This is a genomic window from Janthinobacterium sp. SUN176 (genome assembly GCF_030587335.1).
In the GTDB taxonomy this organism is placed as follows: Bacteria; Pseudomonadota; Gammaproteobacteria; order Burkholderiales; family Burkholderiaceae_D; genus Janthinobacterium; species Janthinobacterium kumbetense.
This window is the reverse complement of record NZ_JAPWIA010000004.1, coordinates 161754-174096: the sequence shown is the minus strand read 5'-3', so window position 1 is coordinate 174096 and position 12343 is coordinate 161754. Positions and strand designations below refer to the sequence as shown.

Below are 12343 nucleotides of genomic sequence, written 5' to 3'. Positions count from 1 at the left end.
TGTGTTTTACATCACGATTTACCTAGGCGATGATGGTGACGCGCGGCCAGCGCGCCGCATAATCCTTGCTGGCCAGGCGCTGCGCATAGCCGTCCAGGCTGATGCGCGCCGGGTTGCGCCGCACCACCATATCGAACAGGTCGTCGAGGCCATGCGGCGCGATGATGCCGATCCCGCCGTCAGGCTGCAGCGAGATGCCGACCGAGGTGGCAAACTCGGGCCAGGTGGCGATGGCGTCGTCGAGCGACAGCAGGGGCGGCACGGCGTAGCCGAACGCGTCTTCGAACCACAGGTGCACCCGCGCCTGGTTGCAAACCTCCCACGGCACGCCGGGCAGCACGGTTTCCAGGCGCTGGCGCAACTGCATTTCGCTTTCCGGATGCACATCGCGCGCATCGAAATACGCCACGTCGACGTCGCTCAAGGCCGACGCTTGCGCGTGGCCATGCAAGGCATCCCACACGAGGTTGCGCACGGCGCCGGCGCCGATGCAGCAATGGGGCAAGCCCAGCTGCGCCACGGCGTGCAGGGCTTGCATGCACCACGGCGTGGCGCTGGCGATGGCGCGCAGGCGCGCCGCCAGTGCTTCCTGCGTACGCATGCAGCTAGGGCCGGATCTGCGGCGCCACGCCGTCGTGGCTAACCGTGCCTTCGACATTGCCGAAGTACACGTCCAGGTCTTGCTTCGGATGGAAGTTGCGCAGCTTGACTTGCAAGGTGGTGGGGTTGATTTTGGTAAACGTGCCGGGGAAACACAGGCTGACCAGCTCGTCCGACTTGCCCTTGATCAAGTTCAAGGTAAAGTCTTCGATGCCATTCTTCCAGGTATTGCCGGTCGTCAAAATGTACGACACCCACACGGCATTGACGAAGCCGCTTTCGCCCTGCTGGGCCGCCAGGCGGTTCCACGTCTTGTAGAAGGCCTTGTCGCCGCAGTATTTCTTTTCAAATGTATTGCCGTCACCCAGGTAGGACGCACCGGGACCGGCCGCGACGAACGGCGCATATTGATGCCGCACGCGCACGACTTTGCCGGCAGGGAATTTCTGCTGCCACAGGTAGATGACTTTCACAGTCCAGGCCGGCACCCATTCCTCGTCGTACAGCTGGGCCAGCAAGCCTTCGCGGATCATGATCTTGCTCTGCGCGGCCGTCAGCGGCGCCACTTTCTTGTCGAACGGCGTGTGCGAGGGGAAATACGCAATTTGCGCATCGGATAAGCCCAGCTGGCGCAAGCGGGCCGTCACATCCTCGGCGTCGAGCTTGGCGACGAAGGTGGTTTTATACTCCTTGCGCTTGCCATCCACGTCGACGGTAAACTGCTGCGGCTGGCCATAATACGTGGGCGAGCCGTGGTAGCCGGAAGCGTATTCGGGCAGCGGGAAGAAGATCGTCTCTTCCACATCCGTTTTCGACTCATTGAGGAACTCGTACTCGACCTTGATCAATTCCGCGCTCACGCTGAGCACTTCCTTTTTCATGGCCACGGCATCCGTCTTGCCGAACAGGATGCCCCCAGCGCTCACGGAGCCGATGCCGTCGTTGGCCATGGCCGGCGCCGAACACGCCAGCGCCAGCGCGGCGGATGCCAGCAAGGTGCGCACCAGCATCACGCCACCTTGCCCGAGACGGGATCGACCCGGCGCTGCAGCACGAAAATCGGTTGCGCCCATTGGGTATCCTTTTTCTTCTTGCTCGTGATCAAAGTCAGTTCCGATGGATCGTAGACATCCGTGTTGTGCGTCAACGGCGTCGTCATCAGGTATTGCGCTTCCGTGTTCTTCAGGAACTCGCCCACCAATTGAATGTTGCGGATATCGAGGTGGGCAAACGGTTCGTCGATGAAGACGAAGCCGCCGGAACCGTCTTCCGATTTCAGCAAGCCGATCAACAGCACCAGCGATTTCATCACTTGCTGGCCGCCCGACGCTTCGCCATCGTTCATGCCGATCACGCCCTTGCCGTCGAACTTGAAACGCACGTGCAAGCCCGCCTGCGACAGCTGCACATCGTCGTTTTCCAGGCGCACGGGGTCGGCATGCACTTCGATGCCGGCCAGCTCGCCCAGCTCCTTGATATTCTTGCTGTAGGTCTTGATGGTGTAGCGCAAGCGCTCCATGTAGGCGCCACGCGCATTGCCCGTCGCTTCGATGGCGCGGTTGTTCTGGTAGCGGCGCTCGTCCGTTTCCGACTGGCGGCCATGCAACTGGTCCGACAGGCGGTGGTGCTGGTCGATGACGGTGGCGTCGAGTTCCCAGTCGTCGCGCGCCAGGCTGTTTTGCAGGCTGGCCACGCGCAAGTCGACCTGGTGCGCATTCTGGTGCTCGGCCACGAGGGCCGCGCGGCGTGCGGGACGGCGCCAGCTCTTCGGCAAGTGGCGCCACGCATGGCGCAGGGCCAGCAAAGCGCGCGCATGCTCGGCGCGCTGTTCGATCTGCTTCTTGTAGCCGAGGCGCGAGCCCGCTTCCGCCTCGGACAGGGCCAGGCGCGCGTTTTGCCACACGGTATCAGCACGCGTGCGCGCCACGGTGGCGTTCTTCGTCAGGTTTTGCAGCTCGCCCAGGCGGCCGCCCACTTCCAGGCGCTCTTCCTTGAGCGGCTTCGAATTGCGCAACGCTTCGGCGAACTCTTCCTGGCGCGCACTGAGTTCCTTGGCCGCGTCGACGCCGGCGATGCGCGCTTTCAAGGCGCCCACTTCGGCCGCCAATTTCGAAATTGCCAGGGTCAGGGTGTCTTCCTGTCCTTCCAGGCCCGGCAGGGAGCGCAGCAGCGCTTCCAGGCGGCCGCTGCGGCCAGCCTGGCCGAAGCGGTAGCGCGACGCTTCCACGAACAGCGAGCGCCCACCCCGGCGTTCGCGGTGGTACGCCTCGGGCGTGATCCACTCTTCGTGGTTGCCCAGTTTAAAGCCTGCTTCGACGGAATCGACGCGCGCAATGCGCGACAGTTGCTCGATCAGCCAGCTGGGCACGGGCGCGGAAAATTTCACCACGGCCAGCAGGCTCTCGTCTTTCGCGACAGGCGCCGTGACCAGGTCGGGCACGATGAAGTGGCGATAGCGCTCCTTCTCGGCCAGACGATAGGCGGCCGCCGCATCCTTGGCCTTGTCCAGCAACACCACCGAAGCGTAACCGCCCAGCACGCCTTCGACGGCGCCCTGCCAGCGGCTGTCCGTCACTTCGACGATGTCCGACAGCATCGCGTGACTGATCCCCGCGTCGCGCAGCGCGCGGCGCATGCCGCGCACATTGTCCGGCTCCGGCATGGCCGTCTTGCCTTGCAGCGCGGCAATAGTTGCCTGTTCGCCCGCGATGCGCGCGGACAAGGCGTCGCGCTGCTGGCGCTGCTGCAGCAATTGCGCTTCCTTCTGTTCCAGCTGGGCCGCCACTTCGGCGATGTCGCTGCCCGAGTCCGCCGCCAGCTTGTGCAAACGGTCTTTCTGCTCGAGCAAGCTGTCCAACGGTTTGAGCTTGCTATTGATCAAGGACAAACGGCTCTGCAAGCCGATCGATTCCTGTTCCAGCAAGGTTTCGTTCATTTGCGCGTCGGACAGGGCCTTCGCCTGCGATGCCAGCGCATTGCGTTTATCGGTCAGCTGCTGGTCCGCCTGCGCCATCGGTTTGCGCGCATCGCGCAATTGCCGGCTGGCCGTGGCCGCTTTTTCGCGCGCCTCGTGGTACTGCAGGCTGGGCAGCACTTCTTCCAGCAGGTTGCGGCGCTCCTTATGCAGCCCTTCCCACTGGTGGTAATTGGCAACGCGCAGGCGCAAGCCTTCCAGGTTGGTCTTCGACGCTTCCAGTTCCGTCTCGAAACGCTTCAGTTCCACTTCCGTGTCGCGCTGGTGGCGCTTGGCTTCATCGTAGGCGTCCAGCACCTCCTTGTCGCCGAACACCTGGAACACCAGGTCGAGCAGCTGGCGCGGCGCATATTCGCACAATTTGTCCGTCTCGCCCTGCTCCAGCGCCAGCACTTTCGACATGGCGGGCGACAGGCCCGCATTGGCCAGGCGCTTGCGGTAGTTTTCCACACCGAGCCAGTCGTTGGCGTCCGTGATGTCCTCGATCTGCACATTGCCCGGACGCATCAGATACTGGCGCTTCCAGTCGCCGCCGTTCTTCTGGATCTGGCAAAACAGGGTCACTTCATCGTCGCTGAAGAAGCCGGAACTGCGGAACGGGCGGTTCGACAGCTGCTTGCCCACGTTCTTGTTGTCCACCACGGCGCGCAGCCAAGCCGTCTGCTGGCCCGAGTGGCGCGCATAGTGTTTATACGTGCGGCCCATCGAGCAATCGAGGCCGAACAGGGTGCGCAAGGCGTCGAGCAAGGTGGTCTTGCCCGAGCCGTTCTGCCCCGCGATGGTGATGATCTTCGCGTCGAGCGGAATATTCTTGATGCGCTGCCAGTAATCCCAGTGCACCAGTTCAAGTGATTTGATATGAAACATGGGCGCTTTCAGTGAGGGAGGTCGGACGCGGGCTCATCGCCGTCGTCGGGCAGGTCGCCGATGTCGGCGGACAAGTCGTCCGCCAGGTCGGCGTCGGGCAACGTATCGCCGCTGACGGCCACCAGGCGCGCCGGCGCCCGCTTGAACACGTCGGCCAGGGCGCCGTTGATGATGCGCTCTTTCAAGACGTCCGTGTCCATCATCAGGTCCAGCAGCGGACCTTCCAGGATGAAATCGCCGCGCCGCTCGATGAAGCCCAGCTTGGCCAGGGTGCCCAGGTTCATGTCCATGCGCGTCTTCTTGCCCAGCTTGTCGCCGAAGTCCGACAGCAGCGCCTTGTAGGAAATACCGATCGACGCGTCTTCCGCGCGCGGCAGCGGCTTTTCCGTGCCAAACATGTCGTTCTGGTCGTCGTCCGCGTGCTGGTGCGTTTCCTGGCGTTCACGCTTGGGCAGGATGATCTGCGCCCACAGCACCACCAGCAAGGCCACGCCATCGCGCGCCAGGCCAAAGTTGTTGTTTTGCCACACGTCGCGCGCGCCGAAAATCTTCGGTTCGATGGTGCGCGTCAGTGCCAGGGTGACATGGTCGGCGTACACGTTGTCGAGCAGTTTCAAGCCGCAGGCCAGCAGGCGCGCATCGATCTCGGCGCGGAACAGCTCGTCGGACAGCACGCGCTTGACGAGCTTGTCGTCGCGGCGCAGGGTTTGATGCGTGAGCAGGCGCGCAATCAGGATTTGGGAATCGTCATTCATCGGCAGTGCCGCTATCTAAATCAAGTGAAACATTCAGTGAAAGCGAGGCGATCGACATGGCCGCCACGTGGGGGTCGGTCAGTTGGACCATCTCGTCGGTCGGTGTAAAGGTAATCGGCAAACGGGCCAGTTCGGCCGTGGATCCCTGCAAGCTCGCTTCGGAGACGTCGCCCAGCAGCGGCAGCATGGAGGCGCGGTACGAGGCCACGGCAAAGCTGGCCGGCAGCAGGGAATCCTGCACGGGCACCGATTTCGGCCCTTCTTCGCCGATGCTGGGGAAATTGCCCAGGCTGGCGAAGTTCGACAGGCGTTCGAGCAAGTCATCGAGTTCGAGTTGCATGGCGGGACCGTCGCTGATGGTGGTGGGCGCGTCCTCTCCGCTGGGCAGGCCCGTGTTGATGACACCAGCCGCCCGTTCGGACAGCAGTTCCGTTTCGGCCACGTCGATCATTTCGGCCGGCGTGGAGAACAGGGGCACGACGGGCTGGTCGATGGCGCCCTCGGCCAGGCTGGCCAGGTCGTCATGCAGCAAGAGCCAGCGCTTGATGTCCGTGGTCGACAAGCCCGACTGGCCCAGGTGGACGCGCTGGCGCTCGATCTGGTTCAGGGCGCGCGAAAACATGCCTTGCATGTTCAACAATTTACTTTGCGCACGGCCGATCGCCTGCGCCGCCTTGTGCGTGGCGCTGTCCGCGTTTTCATCGGACGTGATCGCCACGAGGATCTCGGAACCCTTCTCGACCCAGTCGCACGCCATGTTCCACTTCGCTTGCGCCGTGCGCAGGCGGAATTCGGAACCGGAGGCAATCGCGTCGGAAAATTCTTCCGTCAAGTCCACCAGGCGGCCCAGCAAATGCTGCAGTTGCTCGACCGACACGCCACCGACGGCTTGCGCGCCCGCCACCTGCGACAGCAGGAAACCCATTTCTGCTTCATCTTCCGTCTGCCCCAGGCCCAGCAAGCTGTCGATGGCGGACAGCACATTGCGCGCCATCGGGGTCACGCGGTACACGCCCTGCTGCGCATCCCAGGCCAGCAACTGGTTCGAGCGCAGGCGCAGCAAGACCGTTTCCAGACTTTCCGGCAACAGATACGCAAGTTTCGTATTGATATCGGCACGCGTATAGGCGGACGTGGCCGCATCGGACGCGAGCTCGCGCAACACCAGCAGACGCACCAGCACGCCATCGAAACCGCCGTGGAACAGGGCCGTAAACACTTGCAGCAGGGGCTGCGCCCGCTTCAAGTGAAAAACTTGCTCAATTTCATCGGCCGAAATATTGGGCTGGAAATGCGCCTGCAAGGAATCGTGATGCTCTTGCTCTGTCTGATTTGCATCCGTAGCCACGGCTGCACTTGCCATTATATCAATCATTCTTTTCCGGATGAGTGTTCAGCGGGCGGCGCTGCGGGCTAACGCGGCGCTGCGGGGCGGGGGCGTCAGTATATCAGTTCTGACATGCAATTTAGCGCATGGGAGGGGGCGGTGCAGACATGGCGCAACACGGCCGGTGCGCCATGCCGGGCCAGGAGGGTGAAATGGAGGGCCAAACACGGTATGCCTGGCCCCAAGCCATTAGTGAACACTTACTTCCTGACGATCTTTTGCAAGGTTTGCTCGACGTAATCGCCGTCTTCATCGGCGAACGTCACCTTCACGGGATACCATTCCAGCGACGGCGCCAGCCACAGGTCCACTTGCTGGCCCTTCTTGTCCGGCGGCGGCGCCTTGACCAGGTGCACGGCTTCCACCAAACCCTGGCCGGTGGCGACCGTCTCCTGCTTGACGACCTTGAAGGTCCACGGTTCGGCATCATGGCGGCCGGCAACGAAGAAGCTCCATTCCGAGCCGGGCGTGAATTTTTCCGGGGTGGCGCGCGCCACGCTGACCAGTTGCCAGACGGTGCTGTTGCGGTCCTGCTCGCCACCTTTCAGCGGATACGTTTCATCGCCCTCGCTGAAGACGATGCTCTTGCTGTCGCGCTTGAAGGTGGTCGTGGCCGCTTCCTTGCGGAAACGTTTTTCCACGAACTGCGCCGGCGCCAGGCCGTAATCGTCGACCGTGCCTTCGCTGCGCTGCTCCAGGATCTTGCCGAACAGGGCAGCCTTGGTTTCGGCCAGCAGCGAGTACTTGCCGTCGCCGGCGCGCCAGTTGCTGACCGATTCGCCGGACAGCGCAATGCCGCGCTGCTTCGCCTTGATCGAATAGACGAGGTCGGCCGACGGCGCCAGCTTGTACGGGCGCTTGATGACGGGATGGTCCACGGGCTCGTCCGCCGCCATGGCGGGCGTCAGGGTGGCCGCCAGCAGGCTGGCAGCCAGGACGCGTTTCAAGGTAGTCAAAGTAGTCATTTATTTTCCTGTTGATTCATTTACGGATATCTTGGTCACGGTTTGCGTGGTCAGCGCCCCGTTCGCTTCGGTATTGCGTATTTGTACCGGATACCATTGCATGGACGGCGCCAGCCAGACATCGAGCTGCGACGAATACGTGCCGGGCTTCGGCGGCCGGCGCAGGTGCCACGTCACCAGGCGGCCCATTTTCGTGTCCAGTTCTTCCTCGCCCACCAGGTGGAAGCGGAACACGGTCGCTTCCTTTTCCTCGCCGACGAGAATGTCGATATTGCCCACCAGCTGGTTGACGTCGGCACGGCCGATGGCGGCCAGCTGGAACGGCACGGTGGCCTTGTCCTGCGCCCCTTCCTGCCATGGCGCCGTGGCCGTCGTGGCCGAAAACGTGATGGCCTTGGCGTCGCGGTTGAAATGCGTGGCCGTTTGCGCGCGGCCCTTGCGTTTCTCCGTGGCCGTGACGGGCACGATGCCGCTGCCATCGATCTGGCCCTCGCTCGTCAGCACCAGCAGGTTGATGCGCGTGATCAGCATGCTCAAGCCCACTTCCAGTTTCAGCTGGTAGGTGTCGCCCCGGTTGTCCCACGCCATCGCGGCCACGCCCTGCCACTTGGTGCCGTCCGCATCGCGCCTGTCCACGTGCAGGTCGAACTGGGCCGACGCGGGCGCATTCGTCTTGTAGCGCCGTGCCTGTTCGACGGCCGGTGGCGGCGGTTCGCTGGCCGGCGCGGGCGCGGCGGCCACGGCGGGCGCCGGCGCCGTGATGGCCGGAGCCGCCACGGCGGCCGGCTCGCTCGTGGCCGGGCCTTCCGGCACGTCGCTGACGGGCGCCGTCAACTGCGGCGTTTCGCTCGACGCCAGCTCCGTCGGCGGCGGGGGCGGCGGCGGCCTGGGCTTGGGCACGGGCCGCAGTTCGGGCGGCGGCAGCGGCACCACCGGCAGGGGCTTGGGCGGCTCGGCGATCAAGGCCATGCTGACCACCTGCGCATGATTCTGTCCCAGCGGCACCATGCTGGCGCGCGAGGTGAGCCATTCCAACGCCACGTAATGCAGTACGCCGATGACCGCAACAAAGATGACGGTACGGCGGCGCGGTGGCGAAAAGAAGGAGTCAGGCATCATAGGCCGTAGTGTAACGCTTCCGCCCCGCTTCCCGCTTCTTGCCCGTGCTCAACTCTTAATGTTTTATGTAAGAAAATGTTGGCGGCATTGCGTCAGTTGCAAGCCGATATCTGCTACGCTAAGGCTATCCACCTACCAGGAGATTTCGCATGGCAAACCCGCAAATGCCCCAAATGCCGGGCGCAGCAGTTGTGACCGATACGCTCGACTTCGTCAAAAACCTGTGGGGCAGCATGAGCGTGCCCGGCATGGGCATGCCTGGCATCACGGCGCCCACCATGTCGGTGGAAGAGCTGGACAAGAAAATCAATGACTTGAAGGCCGTCGAAGCATGGCTGAACCTCAACACCAGCATGCTGCGCGGCAGTATCCAGGCGCTGGAAGTGCAGCGCGGCACCATCGCCACCTTGAAATCGATGGGCGCGTCCCTGGCGGCAGCCATCACCCAGCCCGGCGCCAGCGAAAAATCCGTGTTTGAATCGGTACCCTACGCGTCCGCGTTTTTCCAGCAAGCCACACCCGCGGCGCCTGAACCGAAACCGGCGCCGGCACCCGCACCGCAACCCGCTGCGGCGGCGCCCGGCGATGCCGGCAACCAGGCCGGAGCCCAGCTGGCCAATCCAAGTGCCTGGTGGAATTTGTTACAAGATCAGTTCACGCAGGCCGTCTCGACAGCGATGTCGCCCGACGCCGCCAGCGCGGCAGCGGCCAGCTTTGGCGGCGTGAGCAAAGCCAAGCCAGCGGCCAGCAAGCCGGCCAAACCTGCCGAAGCAGGCACGGCAGCCAAGGCCAAGGCCCCGCTGCGCAAGGCGCCCGCGAAACGCGCAGCGCCCAAGGCCAAAGCACCAGGCAAGGCCTGATGTTTCAAGCCAGCAATATGATCAGGCGATACGATGAATGCGGATCGCCTCGATCATGTTGTCGGCCTGGCGTTTTACGTCACCGATCGTGATCAGGCCTTCGTCGGCCAGCGCCTTGGCGTGCTCGTACGAAGACTGGAATGTTTCCAGCGTGTCTCCCTTGGCGGCGACCGGGCGTACCCAGGCAACGGCGCCGACCTTCATTTTTTTGTATACTTCATTGACCACATCACGCATAGTTTCTTCCTTATTGTTGTAAAGCAACTCAAGCACGGGCGAACCCACGCTGGCCCCTAGTTTATCATCCGGCACGCTCACGCACGGCTTTTCCCCCTTTTTCCGCTACCGGCGGCGCATTTTCCGGCGCCGCGACGGCGTCTTCCGGCCCGGGCGGCGGCGTCAACTGCACCAGTTGCTCCATCAATTGCGCGAAGCGCTGCTGCCCTGGTGCAATTTTGTCTACATACAACAACACTTCCATGGCTTCGGCCGCCAAATCGGCCTGAAACCCGCGCTGCTGCAGGAAGGAAACGATGATTTGCGCGGAATTGAACAGGATGCGCAAGTTGTTCGGCAGTTTTTCGCGCGCCGCGCGCATCCAGGCGACCGCTTCGTTGAGCTTGTCCGTCTTCCACAGCAGCACGCCCTTGTTCATCAAGTCCGACGCTTCCTTGCGCGAGGCGATGATCAGGCTCGTGCCTTCGTCGCCCATCTTCGCCTTGTCGAATATCTTTTGCACTTCATCCTGCACCACCTGGTTGTCGTGGTTGTTCTTCACCACGTAGCACAGCAGGCCGGCCGGCGCATCCTTGACGCCGACGGCGAACAGCAGGGTCGCCAGCTCCATGCAGATGGCCTTCTCGGGCCGCGCCGGGTCTTCCAGCAGCATGGCTTCAAGCTCGTCGCCGCACTTGCGCGCGCGCCGGTAATCGCCCGTTTCGTGGTGCACCATGCCTTCCGTGATCTTCGCGCGCAGGCCGATCTGTTCGGGCGAGAATTCGCGCTGCGCCAGCAGCAGCCACTGCAGCGCCTCTTTCGCATCCTTCTTCAGGCCGCACACGCGCGCCAGTCCCAGGTAGGCGTCCGGCGTCTTCATGACGGAAAACTCGCCGATGGAAATACACTTGCGGAAAGCCTTTTCCGCCATGCTGACATTGCCCACTTTCAGGGCCGCCAGTCCCAGGTTGCGCTGGCGCGGCACGGAATTGGGCGACAGGCGCGCCGCCTTTTCCAGCACGCCGCACGCTTCCTCGTGCTGGCCCATCAGCTGGTAGGCGACGGCCATCTGGTCGTAGGCGTCGATGTAGTACTTGTTTTCGACGATCACGCCCTGGAAGATCTGCCGCGCCGCCTCGTGTTCGCCGTTATTCATGCGGATCTTGCCCAGGCCCGCCTTGGCCCAGCTGTAATCGCGCTCGGCCAGCACTTTTTCGTACACGGCGCGGGCCTTTTCCGGCTCGCCGCTTTTCAGCAGCAAACTGGCCTTCATGCGCAGCAATTCCAGCTCGTGCAGCTTGTTGACCTCGATCTGCGCGTCGCACAGCTTGGCGGCGCGCAAATAATCCTTTTCCATGCAAGCCTGGTCGATTTCGCGGAACACCTGCTTCTTGTGCCACACGCGGTTCAGCCGGGTCAGCAGCACGCCTTCCGTGATCGGCTTGATCAGGTAGGCGTCGGGCTGGTGCTCGGCCGCGCCCATCACGGATTCCACGCTTTTCTCGGCCGACACCATCAGCCACACGCTCGACGGCGCCGTCAGGTTGCGCACGCGCGTCTCTTCCAGCACTTGCTGGCCATTCTTGCCTTCGCCCAGGTTGTAATCGCACAGCACCACGTCGTAGCGCGTCTTGGCCAGCAGCTTCATGGCTTCGCCGCCGCTGGCCGCCTGGTCGATATGCCGCGCGCCCAGGTTGCGCAGCGATTCGCGCAGCAGGATGCGGATGCCGATGAAATCGTCGACCAGCAGATAATGTTTGTCGGCCCAGTCGGTGCTGCCCGCTTCGGCGGCGGTGGCGTGGCTGTCTGTCGTCATGGATTCCTCGTTCAGGGCAGGCGCAGGATGAAACAGCCGCCGCCCAGCGCGCCGCCATTTTCCAGGGCGATGCTGCCGCTGCTGCCCCGGTGCTTGTGCATCTTTGCCACTTCGCTGGAAAAATACAGGCCCAGTCCCGTGCTGTTGGTGGAAAAATTCACGCCGGCCGCCATGCCATCCATGGCCGCGCTGCCCGCGTCCAGCAAGGCCTGGGTATAGCCGTCGCCATTGTCTTCCACGCGCAGCTCCAGCATGTCGTCGTGCTCCCGCACTGACAGGCGGATCGTGTCTTTCGTGTAGCGGATGGCGTTGTTGATGGCATGCGCGAGCACGCCGATGACCAGGTCTTCATCGAGGGTCCAGATCAGCTCCGGCGGACAGGCCGTCTCCAGCAGGATGCCTTTCGAGGCCAGCAGGATCTTTTCCTGGTCCACCACCTGGTCGATGACCTGGCTCACCAGTTGCGGCTGCACGTCGAAGGGGTAGCCGGGCTTGCCCACTTCCTTGTACAGGGCCAGCAGCTGGATCAGGTTATCGTTGAGGCGCTTGGTCTGGTACAGCATCTGCGCCATCTGCAGGTAGGCGGGGTCGGCCTGGGGCGCGGGCTTGGCCTGCTCGGCCGCCAGCAGCGACTCCAAGGTGCCGCTGACAACGCTGATCGAGTTTTTCATGTCGTGCACGGTCGACGCCAGGAACAGGAAAAGCTCGGGCGAGCTGTGTTGATCTTCCACCGGATATCTCCTTGGGGGCCGCGGCTTGAATATTGCCAAGGATAAATTATACC

At 63.0% G+C, this 12343-nt stretch carries 11 protein-coding genes; 1 reads left to right on the top strand and 10 read right to left on the bottom strand.

The window, feature by feature from the left end; all coding sequences use genetic code 11:
• Nucleotides 1-22: 22 nt before the first annotated feature.
• The 7 genes from O3299_RS23665 to O3299_RS23635 form a co-directional block, all read right to left on the bottom strand.
• On the bottom strand, nt 23-601 hold the full coding sequence (locus O3299_RS23665) for a nucleotidyltransferase family protein (protein ID WP_305063316.1): 579 nt from the start codon (nt 599-601) through the stop codon (nt 23-25).
• A gap of 4 nt (nt 602-605) precedes the next feature.
• Complete coding sequence (locus O3299_RS23660) at nt 606-1610, bottom strand: DUF4424 family protein (RefSeq protein WP_305063315.1); 1005 nt, start codon at nt 1608-1610, stop codon at nt 606-608.
• A complete protein-coding gene (locus O3299_RS23655) occupies nt 1610-4441 on the bottom strand; it encodes an ATP-binding protein (RefSeq protein WP_099665639.1) in 2832 nt (943 codons plus the stop codon). Before O3299_RS23655 ends, O3299_RS23660 begins: the two co-directional genes overlap by 1 nt.
• Before the next feature lie 8 nt (nt 4442-4449).
• Nucleotides 4450-5196, bottom strand: a complete 747-nt coding sequence (locus O3299_RS23650) for a hypothetical protein (RefSeq protein WP_077399077.1) — start codon at nt 5194-5196, stop codon at nt 4450-4452.
• Complete coding sequence (locus O3299_RS23645) at nt 5189-6559, bottom strand: hypothetical protein (RefSeq protein ID WP_092608970.1); 1371 nt, start codon at nt 6557-6559, stop codon at nt 5189-5191. The genes O3299_RS23650 and O3299_RS23645 overlap by 8 nt, the downstream gene beginning before the upstream one ends.
• Before the next feature lie 224 nt (nt 6560-6783).
• On the bottom strand, nt 6784-7548 hold the full coding sequence (locus O3299_RS23640; protein ID WP_099665640.1) for a DUF3108 domain-containing protein: 765 nt from the start codon (nt 7546-7548) through the stop codon (nt 6784-6786).
• Entirely contained in the window at nt 7549-8667 is a 1119-nt protein-coding gene (locus O3299_RS23635) for a DUF3108 domain-containing protein (protein ID WP_305053904.1), read from the bottom strand.
• A 149-nt stretch (nt 8668-8816) separates the two neighbouring features.
• On the opposite strand from O3299_RS23635, the gene O3299_RS23630 reads away from it, so the two are divergent.
• On the top strand, nt 8817-9527 hold the full coding sequence (locus O3299_RS23630) for a PhaM family polyhydroxyalkanoate granule multifunctional regulatory protein (RefSeq protein ID WP_305053903.1): 711 nt from the start codon (nt 8817-8819) through the stop codon (nt 9525-9527).
• Between the two features lie 21 nt (nt 9528-9548).
• On the opposite strand, the gene O3299_RS23625 is transcribed toward O3299_RS23630, so the two are convergent.
• Genes O3299_RS23625 through O3299_RS23615 form a run of 3 tightly spaced genes read right to left on the bottom strand, consistent with a single transcriptional unit; the run spans nt 9549 to nt 12290 of the window.
• Nucleotides 9549-9845 carry a hypothetical protein gene (locus tag O3299_RS23625; RefSeq protein ID WP_251349309.1) on the bottom strand — a complete coding sequence of 99 codons (297 nt, stop codon included), beginning with the start codon at nt 9843-9845 and terminating at the stop codon, nt 9549-9551.
• Complete coding sequence (locus tag O3299_RS23620) at nt 9829-11559, bottom strand: tetratricopeptide repeat-containing response regulator (protein WP_305053902.1); 1731 nt, start codon at nt 11557-11559, stop codon at nt 9829-9831. Before O3299_RS23620 ends, O3299_RS23625 begins: the two co-directional genes overlap by 17 nt.
• A gap of 11 nt (nt 11560-11570) precedes the next feature.
• Nucleotides 11571-12290: a sensor histidine kinase KdpD gene (locus O3299_RS23615; RefSeq protein WP_305053901.1), complete on the bottom strand. Its 720-nt coding sequence runs from the start codon at nt 12288-12290 to the stop codon at nt 11571-11573.
• Nucleotides 12291-12343: the final 53 nt, after the last annotated feature.

Bases quoted from the DNA above. Each gene is read 5' to 3' on its own strand.
- O3299_RS23640 (WP_099665640.1), bottom strand. From the start codon at position 7,548: ATGACTACTTTGACTACCTTGAAACGCGTCCTGGCTGCCAGCCTGCTG.
- O3299_RS23665 (WP_305063316.1), bottom strand. From the start codon at position 601: ATGCGTACGCAGGAAGCACTGGCGGCGCGCCTGCGCGCCATCGCCAGC.
- O3299_RS23635 (WP_305053904.1), bottom strand. From the start codon at position 8,667: ATGATGCCTGACTCCTTCTTTTCGCCACCGCGCCGCCGTACCGTCATC.
- O3299_RS23620 (WP_305053902.1), bottom strand. From the start codon at position 11,559: ATGACGACAGACAGCCACGCCACCGCCGCCGAAGCGGGCAGCACCGAC.
- O3299_RS23650 (WP_077399077.1), bottom strand. From the start codon at position 5,196: ATGAATGACGATTCCCAAATCCTGATTGCGCGCCTGCTCACGCATCAA.
- O3299_RS23660 (WP_305063315.1), bottom strand. From the start codon at position 1,610: ATGCTGGTGCGCACCTTGCTGGCATCCGCCGCGCTGGCGCTGGCGTGT.
- O3299_RS23655 (WP_099665639.1), bottom strand. From the start codon at position 4,441: ATGTTTCATATCAAATCACTTGAACTGGTGCACTGGGATTACTGGCAG.
- O3299_RS23630 (WP_305053903.1), top strand. From the start codon at position 8,817: ATGGCAAACCCGCAAATGCCCCAAATGCCGGGCGCAGCAGTTGTGACC.
- O3299_RS23645 (WP_092608970.1), bottom strand. From the start codon at position 6,559: ATGGCAAGTGCAGCCGTGGCTACGGATGCAAATCAGACAGAGCAAGAG.